The sequence below is a fragment of the Streptomyces sp. NPDC038280 genome (genome assembly GCF_055600045.1).
The window spans coordinates 200,732-214,938 of sequence record NZ_JBVJYZ010000003.1 but is presented as its reverse complement, the minus strand read 5'-3'; the positions used below and the strand labels follow the sequence as shown (position 1 = coordinate 214,938).

Genomic DNA, 14,207 nt, shown 5'->3' with positions numbered 1-14,207 from the left:
AGCCCTAGATGAACTTCTGGCTCGCGAGGAACTCGGCCAGCTGCTTGCCGCCCTCGCCCTCGTCCTTGACGATCGTGCCGGCGGTGCGGGCCGGACGCTCCGCGGCCGAGTCGACCTTGGTCCAGGAGCCCTCGAGGCCGACCTCGTCGGCGTCGAGCTCCAGGTCCTCGAGGTCCAGGGACTCGACCGGCTTCTTCTTGGCGGCCATGATGCCCTTGAAGGACGGGTAGCGGGCCTCGCCGGACTGGTCCGTCACGGACACGAGGGCCGGCAGGGAGGCCTCGAGCTGCTCGGAGGCGCTGTCGCCGTCGCGACGGCCCTTGACGGTGCCGTCCTCGATCTTGACCTCGGACAGCAGCGTGACCTGCGGGACGCCCAGACGCTCGGCGAGGATGGCCGGCAGCACACCCATGGTGCCGTCGGTGGACGCCATGCCGCAGATGACCAGGTCGTACCCGGTCTTCTCGATGGCCTTGGCGAGCACCAGGGAGGTCGCCATGACGTCGGAGCCGTGGAGGTCGTCGTCCTCGACGTGGACGGCCTTGTCGGCGCCCATGGACAGCGCCTTGCGCAGCGCGTCCTTGGCGTCCTCGGGACCGACGGTCAGCACGGTGATCTCGGCGTCGTCCGCCTCTTCGGCGATCTGCAGCGCCTGCTCGACCGCGTACTCGTCCAGCTCGGACAGCAGGCCGTCGACGTCGTCCCGGTCCACCGTCAGGTCATCGGCGAAGTGCCGGTCGCCGGTGGCGTCGGGCACGTACTTCACAGCTACTACGATCCTCAAGCTCACGCCGGCTCTCCTACTGCATCGTCATTACTGGGCTGCCTTGTTGCACGCAGCATAGGCGCCTGAAGGGACGGTTTCCGGTTGGGGCGGCGGGCGCCCCGACCGAAATATTACTCATCAGTACACCCAGTACGTTCCCGGTAAGCAAGCGCTCGTAACTGTGACCTTCACAACGCTCCGTAATCAGGAACTCTCAGTCCCGCAGAGCGTTGAAGCGTCCCTGGTGATAGAGCAGCGGACGGCCCACGCCGTCGGGGTCCCCGTGAACTGCCTGGGCGATGACGATGCGGTGGTCCCCCGCGGGTACGCGGGCGACGACCCGGCACACCAGCCAGGCCAGTACGCCGTCGAGCAGGGGAACGCCCTCCGGGCCGCTGTGCCAGCGCGTCGGCGCGCCGAAGCGGTCGGCGCCGCTGCGCGCGAAGGTGGCGGCCAGCTCGCTCTGGTGCTCGCCGAGTATGTGGACGCCGATGTACTCGGCCTCGGAGATGACCGGCCAGCTGGAGGAGGAGGTGCCCACGCCGAAGGAGACCAACGGCGGCTCGGCGGCTACGGAGTTGAGTGAGGTGGCGGTGAAACCGACGGGGCGCTCCCCCTGTGCGGTGATGACCGCGACACCGGCGGCGTGCTGCCGGAAGACGGAGCGGAACACATCTGAGGTGACTTGCCGAGGTATGCGGAGCTCGGGCGATACCGTCATGGAATTGTCCTTCTGCAAGGGATGCGTACGGGTCCGTGGTTGCTCAGACACCCGGACAGCGAGCGCTCGCGTTGCGGGCCAGGTCCACGTGCACGCGGCCGTAGAGAAGGATTTCTTGGGGCACCGCGCCAGCCTGACGATGGTTGGCAGGCACAGTCAAGTGCGTACCGGGATCTGGGAGATGCGTCACGACGTCAGACCGCCCGGCCGAGCGCGGCGATGACATCGGCCCTGCGGGGCTGTCCGGCGGCCCTGCGGACGATCCGCCCCGAGGCGTCCAGCACCAGGACCGTGGGGGTCTTCACGATCTCCAGCTCGCGCACCAGCCCGAGCCGTTCCTCGGCATCGATCTCCACATGTCCGACGCCGTCGATCATGGCCGCGACCTCGGCCAGGGTCCGGCGGGTCGCCCGGCACGGCTGACAGAAGGCGCTGGAGAACTGCACGAGCGTCGCCCGCCGGCCCAGCTCCGCGCCCAGTTCGGCGGCTCCGAGCCGCCGCTCGCGCCCGTCGGCCGCGGCCGGCCGGCCGCCGCCACTGTCACCCTCACGCACCGGGGGCCTCCTGTCCTATCGTTACTTCGCGTCACGTCCCGTGACCTCGACGCCCTGTGCAGCGTGGCACAGCGCCCGTTGATTCCCCGGCCGCGCATTCCCCGTACAGAGCCGGGTAGGCCTCTGACAGGCCGGTTTGCACCCACCGGGCGTGATGAGGATCTCCCCTCAATCTCCCCGGCGGAAAGCCCCAGGACTGGCCAGCGCGGCGCGTATGGGGCACGATCTGCTCCAATGCCGAACCTACGGCCGCGTAACTTCCGCCGGGAGAACCCTCCCAAGGCACACAAGAAGGGTCCCCACCAGATGGCAGAACTCGTCTATCGGCCGGTCATCGGCGCCGCTCTCACGATGTTCAAGGCGCTCGACCTGAAGATCGACACACAGGGTTCGGAACACATCCCCCGTCAGGGCGGAGCGGTGTTGGTCAGCAACCACATCAGCTATCTGGACTTCATCTTCTCGGGCCTGGCGGCGCTGCCGCAGAAGCGCCTGGTGCGCTTCATGGCCAAGGACTCGGTCTTCCGGCACAAGATCTCCGGTCCCCTGATGCGGGGCATGAAGCACATCCCGGTGGACCGCACGCAGGGTGAGGCGTCGTATCAGCACGCTCTGGACTCGCTGCGGGCCGGCGAGATCGTGGGCATCTTCCCCGAGGCGACGATCTCCCAGTCGTTCACGCTCAAGAGCTTCAAGTCGGGCGCCGCGCGCCTGGCGCAGGAGGCCGGCGTCCCGCTGATCCCGATGGCCCTCTGGGGCACGCAGCGGGTCTGGACCAAGGGGCGTCCGCGCAACTTCAAGCGCAGCCACATCCCGGTGACGATCCGGGTCGGCAAGCCCATGGAGGCGCCGACCGACCAGTACGCGGGTGCGATCACCCGGCGGCTGCGCGAGCGGGTGCAGGAGCTCCTGGAGGCCGCGCAGCGCGCCTATCCCGTGCGCCCCAAGGACGCGGGCGACACCTGGTGGGTGCCCGCGCACCTCGGGGGTACGGCTCCGACGCCGGCCGAGGTCCGCGAGCGGGGCTGAAACGTCTCTCCGGGGTACGGGCTCAGTCCGTGCCCCGGAGGTCGGCCCACGGACGCGCGCACCCGTGCACGCGTCCGGCTCCTTCCCTCAGAGGTCCGTGGGAAGCGTCTTCCAGAGATACGCCCGGTCCGGGGCGGACCGCAGGGCGCTGAGCACGACAGGGTGCGGTTCCGCGTAGAGGACCGGATAGTCCACCTCACCGAGCTCCGGCCGCACGGGAAAGGCCAGCTTCTCGCCGTCCAGGGAGAACTGGGCATCCACGCCCGCCTTGTTACCCCGCGGGTCCTGCCGCGCCCACGCCTTCTCGCCGGGCAGCTTGACCGCGACCAGGCCGTGGACGACGGGATTGCCACCGTCGTCGTCGGCGAGCCGCTGGTAGCACAGGGCCGTCGGGATGGACTCGGCCCGTAGCAGCGCCGCCAGCGCGTGGGACTTGGCATAGCAGACGCCGGTGCCTTCGGCGAGGACGTCCGAGGCCCGCCAGGTCACCTGCAGGGCGCCGGCGTCCTCGGAGTGGGAGATGGAGTCGCGGACGAATTCATAGGCCGCCCTGGCGTATGCGTATGCGTCGCGGTGGTCGGACCGCAGCTGGGCGGCCGTCTTGATCACTAGCGGGTGCTCGTGGTTGATGGTCTCGTCCGCGGCGAGGTAGGCGGCCAGTTGGGGCGCTTGCTGGATCAGCTCCATATCACTGAACTCTACGAAAACGACCGACCGGAAGTCAATAACTTTCCGGTCGGTCGAATATTTATACAGCGCGATCGCTGCCGCCTAGCGCGCCATCTCTTCCTTCAGCGCCTGCAGGAACGCGTCCACGTCGTCCTCGGTGGTGTCGAAGGAACACATCCAGCGGACGTCTCCGGCCGCCTCGTCCCAGAAGTAGAAGCGGAAACGCTTCTGCAGCCGGGCGCTGACGTCGTGGGGCAGCCGGGCGAAGACCGCGTTGGCCTGTACGGGATGGAGGATCTCCACGCCGTCGACCGCGCGCACGCCCTCGGCCAGCCGCTGCGCCATCGCGTTGCCGTGCCGCGCGTTGCGCAGCCACAGGTCCTTCGCGAGCAACGCTTCCAGCTGCACCGACACGAACCGCATCTTGGAGGCGAGCTGCATGGACATCTTGCGCACGTGCTTCATATGCCGGACGGCGTCCGGGTTGAGAACGACGATCGCCTCGCCGAACATCATGCCGTTCTTGGTGCCGCCGTACGACAGGACGTCCACGCCCACCGCGTTCGTGAACGCGCGCATCGGCACGTTCAGCGACGCGGCGGCGTTGGCTATCCGGGCGCCGTCGAGGTGGACCTTCATGTTCCGGGCGTGCGCGTGCTCCACGATGGCCCGGATCTCGTCCGGCGTGTAGACCGTTCCCAGCTCGGTGTTCTGGGTGATCGACACGACCTGCGGCATCGCGCGGTGCTCGTCCTCCCAGCCCCACGCCTGCCGGTCGATGAGCTCGGGCGTGAGCTTGCCGTCGGGCGTCGGCACGGTGAGCAGCTTGAGGCCGGCCATCCGCTCCGGCGCGCCGCCCTCGTCCACGTTGATGTGCGCGGACTCGGCGCAGATCACCGCGCCCCATCGGTCGGTGAGGGCCTGGAGCGCCGTGACATTGGCTCCCGTGCCGTTGAAGACCGGGAAGGCCTCCGCGGTGGGGCCGAAGTGGCTGTGCATGACCCGCTGGAGGTGATCGGTGTACTCGTCCTCGCCGTAGGCGATCTGATGACCGCCGTTGGCGAGGGCGAGCGCGGCGAGGATCTCCGGGTGGACGCCGGCGTAGTTGTCGCTGGCGAATCCGCGGACCGAGGGGTCGTGGTGACGACGTGCGTCGGTGTTCTTCGGGATCACGGCTTGGGGGTCAGCCACAGGCGCTGTCCATTCACTTCACGTGCGGGCCGGTCCCAGACTCCGGCAATGGCCTCGGCCAGTTCCTTGACGTCCGTGAAGCCCGCGAACTTCGCATTGGGGCGCTCGGCGCGCATGGCGTCGTGCACCAGTGCCTTGATCACCAGGATCGCAGCCGCGGCCTTCGGCCCGTCCTCGCCCCCCGCCTTGCGGAAGGAGTCGCCGAGCGCGAGGGTCCAGGCCTCGGCGGCGGCCTTGGCGGCCGCGTAGGCGGCGTTGCCCGCGGTGGGCTGGGACGCCCCGGCGGCGCTGATCAGCACGTACCGGCCGCGGTCGCTGCGCATCAGCGGCTCGTGGAAGGCGAGCGAGGTGGTCTGGACCGTACGGATCAGCAGCTTCTCGAGCAGCTGCCAGTCGGCCAGGTCGGTCTCGGCGAAGGTGGCGCTGCCGCGCCAGCCGCCGACGAGGTGGACCAGGCCGTCGATCCGGCCGAACTCCTTCTCGGTCTTGTCCGCCCAGTCGCGGGCGGCTCCGACGTCGAGGAGGTCGACCGTGTCACCGATGACGGTGGCTCCGCCGTGGGCGTAGCGGGCGGCGTCGACGGCCTCGGCGAGCCGGGCCGCGTCGGCATCGGCTCCGACGACGATCGCGCCCGCCTCCGCCAGCCTCAGCAGCGTGGCGCGGCCCGCGGGGCCTGCCGCGCCGGCGACCGCGATGACGGCGCCTTCCAGCGGTCCGCCGTTCCCGTTGCCGTTCATGGTCGTCTCCTCCGGGTTCTCCGTGCGAGAGTTCACGCTGCAGCCTGCTCGGTCCGAGAAACGTCGGAGGCGGTGATGCCCTTGGTGGAGGCGATCACGTCCTTCAGCTTCTTGGAGAGCGCCTCATAGAACATGCTGAGCGGAAACTCGTCCGGAAGCACGTCGTCGACGAGTTTGCGCGGCGGCTGGGTCAGGTCCAGGGCGTCGGGACCCTTGGCCCAGCGCGATCCGGGGTGCGGGGCGAGGTAGCTGGAGACCAGGTCGTAAGCGGCGAACCAGTGGACCAGCTTCGGCCGGTCGATGCCGTCGCGGTACAGCTTCTCGATCTCGGCGCAGAGCTGGTTGGTGACCTCGGGGGCCCGCTGCCAGTCGATCTTGAGCGTGTTGTCGGTCCAGCGCACCACGTCGTGCTTGTGCAGGTACGCGAAGAGCAGCTGGCCGCCGAGACCGTCGTAGTTGCGGTTGCGGTCGCCGGAGACGGGGAAGCGGAACATCCGGTCGAACAGCACGGCGTACTGGACGTCCCGGCCGTGCGCGTTGCCCTCGGCCTCGAGCTTCACGGCCTCCTTGAAGGCGGTGAGGTCGCAGCGCAGCTCCTCCAGGCCGTACATCCAGAACGGCTGGCGCTGCTTGATCATGAAAGGGTCGAACGGCAGGTCGCCGTGGCTGTGGGTGCGGTCGTGGACCATGTCCCAGAGCACGAAGGCCTTCTCGCAACGGTCCTGGTCGCCGACCATCTCGCGGATGTCGTCGGGCAGTTCGAGACCCAGGATGCGGACGGACTCCTCGGTGACGGCACGGAAGCGGGCGGCCTCGCGGTCGCAGAAGATGCCGCCCCAGGTGAAGCGCTCGGGAGCCTCGCGCACGGCGATGGTCTCCGGGAAGAGCACGGCCGAGTGGGTGTCGTACCCCGCGGTGAAGTCCTCGAAGGTGATGCCGCAGAAGAGCGGGTTGTCGTAGCGGGTGCGCTCCAGCTCGGAGAGCCACTCCGGCCAGACCATGCGCAGGACGACCGCTTCGAAGTTGCGGTTCGGGTTGCCGTTCTGCGTGTACATCGGGAAGAGGACGAGGTGCTGGAGGCCGTCCACGCGGTTGGCCGCGGGGTGGAAGGCGAGCAGCGAGTCCAGGAAGTCCGGGACCGCGAAGCCGCCGTCGGCCCAGGCGCGCAGGTCCTTGGTGAGGGCCTCGTGGTAGGCGGCGTCGTGCGGGAGCAGCGGGGAGAGCTGCTCGACCGCGGCGATCATCCGGTCGACCGTGGCCTCGGCGAGCGCACGGGAGGGCGCGCCGTCGGCCTCGAAGTCGATGGAGCCGTCCTTGGACTGCCACGGGCGGATCTGCTCCACCACATTCTTGAGCTCGGGCCAGGCAGGGTGTTCGACAGCCCTGGAGGCGGCTATGTCCCCGCCCACCACGTCCTGCACAAGAATTTCCGTCATGCCACTTCCTCCACAGGAGAACCTCGCGTCAAGACACCGTATAGGTGCGAGGTTCTCCCAGACAAGAGGGGGCAGGAGAAATTATCCTGTGCGACCCCCATGGTCACCGCTGTTTTTCCTGTCACGGAGGGTTGTGACAATCGCATCCGCTGCGGCGCCGAGCGCCAGCGCCGCCTCGTCCAGGTGCTCGGCGAGCGCCAGGAAACCGTGGAACATCCCAGGATGGTGTCCCTCGGTGACCTCCACGCCGGCGGCCCGCAGAGCCTTGGCGTAGGCCCTGCCCTCGTCGCGGAGGGGGTCGCAGCCGGCCGTGACCACATGGGCGGGAGGCAGCCCGGCGAGGTCGGCCCGCAGCGGCGAGGCAAGCGGATGGCCACCGTCGCCCTCGGGCCCGAGGTACTGCTCCCAGAACCAGCGCACGTGCGCCGCCGTGAGGTAGTAGCCCTCGGCGTTGGTCCGGTACGAAGCGGTGTCCTGGCCCGCGTCGGTGGCCGGATAGATCAGCACCTGGCGGGCGAGCGCCGGGCCGCCCCTGTCCCGGGCGAGCAGCGCGGCCGCGGCCGCGAGGTTCCCCCCGGCGCTGTCGCCGGCGACCGTGAGCGCCGACGGCTCGCCGCCGAGCTCGGCGATGTGGGCCCCGGCCCAGCGCAGGGCCGCGTAGGCGTCCTCCACCGGCGCGGGGAAGCGGACCTCGGGAGCCAGCCGGTAGCCGACAGAGACGATCACGGCCGAGGCCGCCCGGCAGAGGCCGCGGCAGGTCCGGTCGTGGGTGTCCAGACCACACAGCACCCAGCCGCCGCCGTGGAGGAAGACCACCGTCGGATGCGGCCCGGGACCGGACGGGCGGTAGATCCGGACGGGGACCGGCGGCGCGCCTTCGGGACCGGGCACCGTGCGGTCCTCGACCGAGCCGACCGGGGGCGGCCCGGCGGGCGGCCGGGGCGCGGCGGCGAGGACGCGCCGGGCCTCGGCGGCGTCGGTGACGGTGCCGCCGACGTCGGGGAAGAAGGCGGCGAGCGCCTCCATGTACGGCCTGGCGGCCGGGTCGAGCCGGTCGCGCCCGGGCACGGCGCCGGGCTCGTCGGCGGGCAGGGCCTCGGTCAGGCGCGCGGTCACCGCGACTCCCCCGCGGGTCGCGTCCCCGGGCCCCGGAAGTGGGGAATGACCTTCTCGCCCCACTGCCGCAGGGTCTCCATGCAGGCCTCCTGCGGCACCGTGCCCATCTGCACCAGACACATGATCTCGTCGGCTCCGGCGTCGCGGAGGCGTTCCACGTACGCGATGGCGTCCTCGGCGGTGCCATAGGCGTGGTCGGCGTTGAAGGTGGCCGTGGAGCTCGGCCGGACCGGAATGTTCTGTTCGTTCAGGCGCGCGACCACCTGCTCGGCCGCCGTGCGCATCGCGGCGGCCTCGTCCGCGCCCTCGACCACCGCCTCGTCCGGGATGCCCGCCCCGCCGTACCAGTGCCCGATGGACTGGGCGAAGAAGCGCTGTCCACGTGTGCCTGTGCGCCGCGCCTCCGCCCGGTCGTCGAGCACGATCGTCGGGCACAGCACCGAGAAGTGGTCGTTGACGACGGTCGACACGAACCGCTCCCCGGTGCGCGCGGCGCGCGCCGCGTCGTAGGCGCCCCGCATCCCGGCGATCGACTCGGGCCCGGCGAATCCCATCACCAGCGCCCCGATACCGAGCTCGGCGGCCTGGGTGAGCGTCTCCGTGCGGCTGCAGGCCAGGAAGAGGGGCGGGTGCGGGGTCTGCCGGGGGCGCGGCAGGATCGGATGCGGACCGATCCTGAGCAGCTCCCCCTCGTACTCCAGCTCGTCCTTCTGCCAGGCGCTGCCGATGATCCGCAGGGCCTCCTCGACCTCCTGGGCCGTGCGGTCCCGGTCGACACCGCACAGCGAGGTCTCCTGTTCCGTACCGCCCCGGCCCGCGCCGAGGTCGAGCCGTCCGCCGGAGAGCAGATCGAGCATGGCCGCGCGCTCGGCGACCCGCACCGGATGGTTGAAGTTGAACGGCATGCAGACGACACCGTGGCCGATGCGGATCGTCGAGGTCCGCGCGGCCACCCAGCTGAGAAAGATCTCGGGGGCGGACATGTGGGCGTACCACTTCAGCGCGTGGTGCTCGACCGCCCAGATCCGGTCGAACCCCATCTCCTCGGCGAACACCGCCTGTTCGACACAGTCGTGGATGAGCTGGTGCTCACGCTCGACGGTCGGATCGGCCAGCTGCGCCTCGAAGATCACGGAGAACTTCAAGGTCCCTCCCAGGGGTTGTGTTCGTGCGATGGCCTTACTTCAATGAGTCATATGACTAGTCGTCACATCTCGAAGAAGCAAGAGCAGGGGCCCGAACTGCCGCCGACCGCCTGGGCGGTGCTCGGGCTGCTGTCCTTCCCCGGCGAGCGCACCGGCTACGACCTGAAGAAGTGGGCCGACGCCTCGCTGCGCTTCTTCTACTGGTCGCCTGCGATCAGCCAGATCTACGCGGAGCTGCGACGGCTGGAGGAGCTGGGCTACGCCACGTCACGGCGCTCCGGTCCCGAGGAGCCGCGCGCCACCCGCCGGTACACGATCACCGAGGAGGGCCGAGCCGCGCTCGCCGGCTGGGCCGAGGACGGCGACAGCGGACCGGCCGTGCTCAAGCACCCCTTGGTGCTGCGGGTCTGGCTCGGGCATCTGGCCGCCCCCGAGCGGCTGCGCGCGCTGGTCGAGGAGCACATCGAGCGGACGCGCGGCGAGCTCAAGGAGGTACGGGACGCCCTGGCGCGGACCGAGGGCGTGGCCGCATGGGGCCACCCGCAGGTCGCGCTGCGCTGGAGCGAGCGGCGACAGCTGGCCGAACTGGAGCTGGCGCGGGCGATGCTCGACGATCTGGAGCTGCTCCGTCAAGGCCCGGGGGACGCGCCCACGCACGGGTGAAACTGCTCGCCACGAGCAGCCCGCCGGCGGTAGGACGGACTCTCCGCCCCCGCCTCGCGCCCCCGGAGCAACAGCCCATGAGCACCCGTGCCGTCCTTGTCGCAGCCCTTCTCACCGGCCTTGTCCTGGGGGTGGCGGGAACCCGGACGGATGCCTCCGTTCCCTCGCGCGGGACCGGATACATCGTCGATGCGGGCCGTTAGGCTGCGGCCGTGCCGCGTGGGGTACCAGTGCCGTACGGGAGCGGCGCGCCCCTGAAGCGACCCGAGCCGAAGCATCGACGGAAGCGAGAAGATCTTGAGTTTCCTCACCATCGGTCATCGCGGAGTCATGGGTGTCGAACCTGAGAACACCCTGCGCTCCTTCGTCCGCGCGGAAGCCGCGGGCATGGATGCCATCGAGCTGGATCTGCATCTGAGCAAGGACGGCGCCCTGGTCGTCATGCACGACGCGGAGGTGGACCGTACGACCGACGGCTCCGGACCGATCGCCGACCGGACCCTCGCCGAGCTGCGGGAGCTCGACGCCGGGCAGGGCGAGCGGATCCCGGTCTTCGAGGAGGTCCTGGACGCCGTGCGGGCGCCGCTCCAGGCCGAGATCAAAGATGTGGCGGCGGCCCGGGCGCTCGCAGAGGTGCTGCTCCGACGCGATCTGGTGGGCCGAGTGGAGGTGTCCTCGTTCCACGACGAGGCGATCGCCGAGATCTCCCGGCTGGTGCCCGGCGTACGGACGGTGCTGATCGGCAGCCACTGGGGCGCGGACATCGTGGACCGCGCCCAGGCGGTCGGCGCCGGCGCCCTCGCGCTGAACATCCGCCGGCTCACCCTGGAGACCGTCGAGCAGGCGCACCACGCGGGGCTCCGGGTCATCGGCTGGGTGGTGAACACCCAGGACCATCTGCGGCTGGTGCGCGCGCTGGAGCTCGACGGCGCCACGACCGACTATCCGGAGATCCGCCGCACCGGCCGCTTCACCGCCTGAGCGCCGGGCGCCCGGAGCGCGGCGCCGTCAGCCGAGCTCCTTCACGAGCAGCTCGAACTGGAGGTCGTCGCGCTGCGGGAGGCCGAAACGCTCGTCGCCGTACGGGAAGGGCGTCATCCTTCCCGTACGGCGGTAGCCGCGCCGTTCGTACCAGGCGATCAGTTCCTCGCGCACCGAGATGACGGTCATGTGCATCTCGCGGGCGCCCCAGACCTCGCGCACACGGCGCTCCGCCTCGGTGATGATCCGCCGTCCGAGACCCGCGCCCTGGAGATCGGGCCGGACCGCGAACATGCCGAAGTAGGCGGCCTCGCCGCGGTGTTCGAGCTGGCAGCAGGCGACCGGCTCGCCGTCGCGCTCCACCACCATCAGGCAGCTGCCGGGGGCCGTGATCACCTCGCGGACGCCTTCCGGGTCGGTCCGCTGGCCCTCCAGAATGTCCGCCTCGGTGGTCCAGCCGGCCCGGCTGGACTCGCCCCGGTAGGCCGACTCGATGAGGGGGACGAGCACGGGCACATCGGCCTCGACGGCATCGCGGAAGGTCAGCTGCCCGGAATCACGGGGCGGTGCGGTGTCCATGCGGAAACTCTCCGTTCTCTGCTGGGCCGTGCGCCGCTCGGCCGCCGGGCGGTGAACCGGTGTCCGCGGAGCGCTCACATGCCCCACGAGACTATCCCGGCCCACCGACGGCGATCCGGTGGCTCGTGCGGGCGCCCGACGCGCTCCCCCCGTACACCCCTGCGCCCGCGTGCGCGTGACGCCCGGCGGGCATGGACCCGTCGACACCGTCGAACGGGAGGTGGGCCCGTGCACGGACCGGCGATGTCCGGCTGGCTACTGGTGGCCCTGTGCACGGCGGCGGGGTCGTACTGCCTGCTGCGCAGGCGCGGCTGTTCCGGCGAGGAGCGCAGGGCGGCGGGCGCCGAGGCCGTGATGGGGTTCGGAATGGCGACGATGGCGGTGCCCGCCTCGGTGCTCGCGCCGCCGGGTTGGGCCTGGATCGTGTACGCGACGGTCTTCGGGGCAGCGGCGCTGCGGGCGCTGGGGGCGGCGACACGAGGCGGCGGGCACCATCTGCACCATCTGACGGGGTCGCTCGCGATGGTCTACATGGCGGTCGCGATGACCGGGGCGGGGGGCGCGGGCGGCGCGCACACGGGCCATGGAGCCGGAGCGGTGGCGTCCGGAGTGCCGCTGGTGACCGGCGGGCTGCTCGTCTACTACACGGCGTACGTCCTGCGCACCGGGGCGCGGCTGGCCCCCGTCGGCGCGGCGCCCGCCGGGGGGCCAACCCTGTCCTGGGCCGTGAGGCCGGAGCTGACCCTGGTCTGCCGGCTGTCCATGGGGCTGGCGATGGTCGCGATGCTGGTCACGCTGTGACGGACGGGTCCGGGGCGCGGTGCGCGCCGTCCGAGAGGGCCGCCGACGCGACCGTGGCGTGCGTCACTTGCCACCCGAGGCCATACCCGGGAGTAGCCCCTCACTCATAGGCTGGCGCCATGGTTGTCTCCCTCGCGCTGCTCGCGCTCGGCACTCTGACGGCCGTTGTCGCTCCACGGTTTCTGGCGCGGTCCGACTGGGCGGAACGCGAGCCGGTGGTGGCGCTGTGGATGTGGCAGTGCGTGGTGGCCGGGGTCCTGCTGAGCTTCGCGCTGTCGATGACCATCAGTGCGGCGGCCGCCTGGCAGGCGGTCCGGGGACAGGTGTTCGCGCCCGCCCCGCGCGGAGTGATGGAGGCCTACGCCCTGGGTACCGACCAGCCCTGGTCGGCGGCGCTCGCCGTGCTCCTGGCGAGCGGAGGCCTGTGGACCGGTGCGATGCTCACCCGCGAGATCCGTCGCGCGAGGGCCCGGCGCAGGCGGAGCCGGGACGAACTGCTCGTACAATCCCCCCTGTTGCCCGGCGAGAAGCCCGGCACCGAACCGCTGGTCGTCCTGGAGGGTGAGCGCCCCGACGCCTGGTGGCTGCCGGCGGCCGCACCCCAACTGGTCATCACCACCGCCGCCTTGCGGCGGCTGAAGGGCCGCCAGCTGGATGCCGTACTCGCCCATGAGCAGGGACACGCGCGGGCCCGGCACGACTGGATCCTGCACTGTTCGGCCGCGCTCGCGGGCGGCTTCCCGGGGATTCCGGTCTTCGCGGCGTTCCGCGGGGAGATGCACCGCCTGGTGGAGCTGGCCGCCGACGATGTGGCGTCGAGGCGCTTCGGCCGGTTGACGATCGCCCTGGCCCTGGTCGAACTCAACGAGCACCGTGGGGTGTTCGGGCCCTGTCCCACCCCGGGCGCCGAGCTGCCGCAGCGGGTGAACCGGCTGCTGACCGCCGCGCCCCGGCTCACCGCGGGGCGACGGCTGCGGCTCACCGCCGCCGCGGCGCTCGTCCCGGTCGTACCGCTGCTGGTGGCGTTCGTCCCCGGCCTCAGCGCGCTGGGTTAGCCCGTCCCGCCGGCCGTCGGGGAAGATCTCCCCATGCGCTCCCCCACCCTCGGCGCCACGCCTCTTCCGGCACACCGTCCCTCCGCACGTCGCTGCGCGCTCTGGACCGGGGCCCTGTCGGTCCTCCTGCTGGTTCTGGTCGCCGTCCGCTGGGAGCCGCTGGTCTCCTTCGACCGCGAGATCGCACGGGGCCTGCACCGGGACGCCGTCGCCGACCCCGACCTCGCTCAGACCAACCGGATCCTGTCCGACTGGGTGTGGGACCCCTGGACGATGCGGGCGCTGATCGCCGTGACCGTCGTCACGCTGTGGTGGCGTCGGCAGCGGCGGCTCGCGCTGTGGGTGGGGCTGACGAGCGTCCTCGGGACGGCCGTCCAGCAGGGTCTCAAGCTCGCCGTGGGCCGCGACCGCCCGCTCTGGCCCGACCCGATCGACTCCGCGCACTTCTCCGCGTACCCCTCGGGCCATGCGATGACGGCGACGGTCACCTGCGGGCTGCTGCTGTGGCTGCTGTCCCGGCGCGGCACCTCCCGCCGCGTCTGGCGGGCGGCCGTGGCGCTCGCCGCCGTGTGCGTGGTGGGAGTGGGTCTGACCCGGATGTATCTGGGGGTGCACTGGGCGACGGACGTGGCGGCCGGCTGGCTGCTGGGAGCGCTCGCGGTGGCCCTGGCTGTGCTCACGTACGACAGGAGAGGAGGATGAGGGTGACGGATCCGCCGTGGATCCAGGGCAGGCGGAAGCGCCTGCTCTGGACGATCCCCCGT

The 14,207-nt window shown here is 70.9% G+C and carries 16 protein-coding genes; 6 read left to right on the top strand and 10 right to left on the bottom strand.

Annotation, left to right across the window (positions count from 1 at the left end; translation table 11 throughout):
• Positions 1 to 4 precede the first annotated feature (4 nt).
• The 3 genes from ACZ7J0_RS09335 to ACZ7J0_RS09325 all read right to left on the bottom strand — a co-directional run bounded on the left by ACZ7J0_RS09335 (position 5) and on the right by ACZ7J0_RS09325 (position 2,041).
• Complete coding sequence (locus ACZ7J0_RS09335) at positions 5 to 790, bottom strand: electron transfer flavoprotein subunit beta/FixA family protein (RefSeq protein ID WP_470885521.1); 786 nt, start codon at positions 788 to 790, stop codon at positions 5 to 7.
• A gap of 190 nt (positions 791 to 980) precedes the next feature.
• Positions 981 to 1,487 (bottom strand): flavin reductase family protein, encoded by a 507-nt coding sequence (locus ACZ7J0_RS09330; protein WP_470885519.1) that lies wholly within the window; start codon positions 1,485 to 1,487, stop codon positions 981 to 983.
• Positions 1,488 to 1,681: 194 nt separating this feature from the next.
• Positions 1,682 to 2,041 carry a TlpA family protein disulfide reductase gene (locus ACZ7J0_RS09325; protein ID WP_470885517.1) on the bottom strand — a complete coding sequence of 120 codons (360 nt, stop codon included), beginning with the start codon at positions 2,039 to 2,041 and terminating at the stop codon, positions 1,682 to 1,684.
• Positions 2,042 to 2,347: 306 nt separating this feature from the next.
• Here ACZ7J0_RS09325 and ACZ7J0_RS09320 point away from each other — a divergent pair, with 306 nt between their 5' ends.
• Complete coding sequence (locus ACZ7J0_RS09320) at positions 2,348 to 3,070, top strand: lysophospholipid acyltransferase family protein (RefSeq protein ID WP_470885515.1); 723 nt, start codon at positions 2,348 to 2,350, stop codon at positions 3,068 to 3,070.
• An 87-nt stretch (positions 3,071 to 3,157) separates the two neighbouring features.
• Here ACZ7J0_RS09320 and ACZ7J0_RS09315 read toward each other — a convergent pair whose 3' ends face one another.
• From ACZ7J0_RS09315 to ACZ7J0_RS09290, 6 genes are all read right to left on the bottom strand, one after another.
• Positions 3,158 to 3,757, bottom strand: a complete 600-nt coding sequence (locus tag ACZ7J0_RS09315) for a transglutaminase-like domain-containing protein (RefSeq protein ID WP_470885513.1) — start codon at positions 3,755 to 3,757, stop codon at positions 3,158 to 3,160.
• Positions 3,758 to 3,841: 84 nt separating this feature from the next.
• The gene (locus ACZ7J0_RS09310; protein WP_470886041.1) at positions 3,842 to 4,912 is read right to left on the bottom strand and encodes a threonine aldolase family protein; all 1,071 of its coding nucleotides are present in this window, start codon (positions 4,910 to 4,912) and stop codon (positions 3,842 to 3,844) included.
• Positions 4,909 to 5,667: an SDR family NAD(P)-dependent oxidoreductase gene (locus tag ACZ7J0_RS09305; RefSeq protein WP_470886040.1), complete on the bottom strand. Its 759-nt coding sequence runs from the start codon at positions 5,665 to 5,667 to the stop codon at positions 4,909 to 4,911. The genes ACZ7J0_RS09310 and ACZ7J0_RS09305 overlap by 4 nt, the downstream gene beginning before the upstream one ends.
• Positions 5,668 to 5,699: 32 nt before the next feature.
• Positions 5,700 to 7,103: a DUF6421 family protein gene (locus tag ACZ7J0_RS09300; protein ID WP_470885511.1), complete on the bottom strand. Its 1,404-nt coding sequence runs from the start codon at positions 7,101 to 7,103 to the stop codon at positions 5,700 to 5,702.
• A gap of 81 nt (positions 7,104 to 7,184) precedes the next feature.
• On the bottom strand, positions 7,185 to 8,129 hold the full coding sequence (locus tag ACZ7J0_RS09295) for an alpha/beta hydrolase (RefSeq protein WP_470886038.1): 945 nt from the start codon (positions 8,127 to 8,129) through the stop codon (positions 7,185 to 7,187).
• Between the two features lie 86 nt (positions 8,130 to 8,215).
• On the bottom strand, positions 8,216 to 9,364 hold the full coding sequence (locus ACZ7J0_RS09290) for an LLM class flavin-dependent oxidoreductase (protein WP_470885509.1): 1,149 nt from the start codon (positions 9,362 to 9,364) through the stop codon (positions 8,216 to 8,218).
• Positions 9,365 to 9,406: 42 nt separating this feature from the next.
• Here ACZ7J0_RS09290 and ACZ7J0_RS09285 point away from each other — a divergent pair, with 42 nt between their 5' ends.
• Positions 9,407 to 10,027, top strand: a complete 621-nt coding sequence (locus ACZ7J0_RS09285; protein WP_470885507.1) for a PadR family transcriptional regulator — start codon at positions 9,407 to 9,409, stop codon at positions 10,025 to 10,027.
• Between the two features lie 297 nt (positions 10,028 to 10,324).
• Positions 10,325 to 11,008: a glycerophosphodiester phosphodiesterase gene (locus tag ACZ7J0_RS09280; RefSeq protein ID WP_470885505.1), complete on the top strand. Its 684-nt coding sequence runs from the start codon at positions 10,325 to 10,327 to the stop codon at positions 11,006 to 11,008.
• Between the two features lie 27 nt (positions 11,009 to 11,035).
• On the opposite strand, the gene ACZ7J0_RS09275 is transcribed toward ACZ7J0_RS09280, so the two are convergent.
• A complete protein-coding gene (locus ACZ7J0_RS09275) occupies positions 11,036 to 11,587 on the bottom strand; it encodes a GNAT family N-acetyltransferase (protein WP_470885503.1) in 552 nt (183 codons plus the stop codon).
• A gap of 228 nt (positions 11,588 to 11,815) precedes the next feature.
• Between ACZ7J0_RS09275 and ACZ7J0_RS09270 the strand changes: the two genes are divergently transcribed.
• The 3 genes from ACZ7J0_RS09270 to ACZ7J0_RS09260 all read left to right on the top strand — a co-directional run bounded on the left by ACZ7J0_RS09270 (position 11,816) and on the right by ACZ7J0_RS09260 (position 14,145).
• Entirely contained in the window at positions 11,816 to 12,388 is a 573-nt protein-coding gene (locus ACZ7J0_RS09270) for a DUF5134 domain-containing protein (protein ID WP_470885502.1), read from the top strand.
• A 119-nt stretch (positions 12,389 to 12,507) separates the two neighbouring features.
• A complete protein-coding gene (locus ACZ7J0_RS09265; RefSeq protein ID WP_470885500.1) occupies positions 12,508 to 13,443 on the top strand; it encodes a M56 family metallopeptidase in 936 nt (311 codons plus the stop codon).
• A 33-nt stretch (positions 13,444 to 13,476) separates the two neighbouring features.
• Complete coding sequence (locus tag ACZ7J0_RS09260) at positions 13,477 to 14,145, top strand: phosphatase PAP2 family protein (protein WP_470885498.1); 669 nt, start codon at positions 13,477 to 13,479, stop codon at positions 14,143 to 14,145.
• The last annotated feature ends 62 nt before the right edge of the window (positions 14,146 to 14,207 follow it).

What these genes read in the sequence shown, in the direction of transcription:
- ACZ7J0_RS09330 (WP_470885519.1), bottom strand. Translation starts at nt 1,487, where the DNA reads ATGACGGTATCGCCCGAGCTCCGCATACCTCGGCAAGTCACCTCAGAT.
- ACZ7J0_RS09320 (WP_470885515.1), top strand. Translation starts at nt 2,348, where the DNA reads ATGGCAGAACTCGTCTATCGGCCGGTCATCGGCGCCGCTCTCACGATG.
- ACZ7J0_RS09315 (WP_470885513.1), bottom strand. Translation starts at nt 3,757, where the DNA reads ATGGAGCTGATCCAGCAAGCGCCCCAACTGGCCGCCTACCTCGCCGCG.
- ACZ7J0_RS09305 (WP_470886040.1), bottom strand. Translation starts at nt 5,667, where the DNA reads ATGAACGGCAACGGGAACGGCGGACCGCTGGAAGGCGCCGTCATCGCG.
- ACZ7J0_RS09300 (WP_470885511.1), bottom strand. Translation starts at nt 7,103, where the DNA reads ATGACGGAAATTCTTGTGCAGGACGTGGTGGGCGGGGACATAGCCGCC.
- ACZ7J0_RS09295 (WP_470886038.1), bottom strand. Translation starts at nt 8,129, where the DNA reads ATGGAGGCGCTCGCCGCCTTCTTCCCCGACGTCGGCGGCACCGTCACC.
- ACZ7J0_RS09285 (WP_470885507.1), top strand. Translation starts at nt 9,407, where the DNA reads ATGAGTCATATGACTAGTCGTCACATCTCGAAGAAGCAAGAGCAGGGG.
- ACZ7J0_RS09275 (WP_470885503.1), bottom strand. Translation starts at nt 11,587, where the DNA reads ATGGACACCGCACCGCCCCGTGATTCCGGGCAGCTGACCTTCCGCGAT.
- ACZ7J0_RS09265 (WP_470885500.1), top strand. Translation starts at nt 12,508, where the DNA reads ATGGTTGTCTCCCTCGCGCTGCTCGCGCTCGGCACTCTGACGGCCGTT.
- ACZ7J0_RS09260 (WP_470885498.1), top strand. Translation starts at nt 13,477, where the DNA reads ATGCGCTCCCCCACCCTCGGCGCCACGCCTCTTCCGGCACACCGTCCC.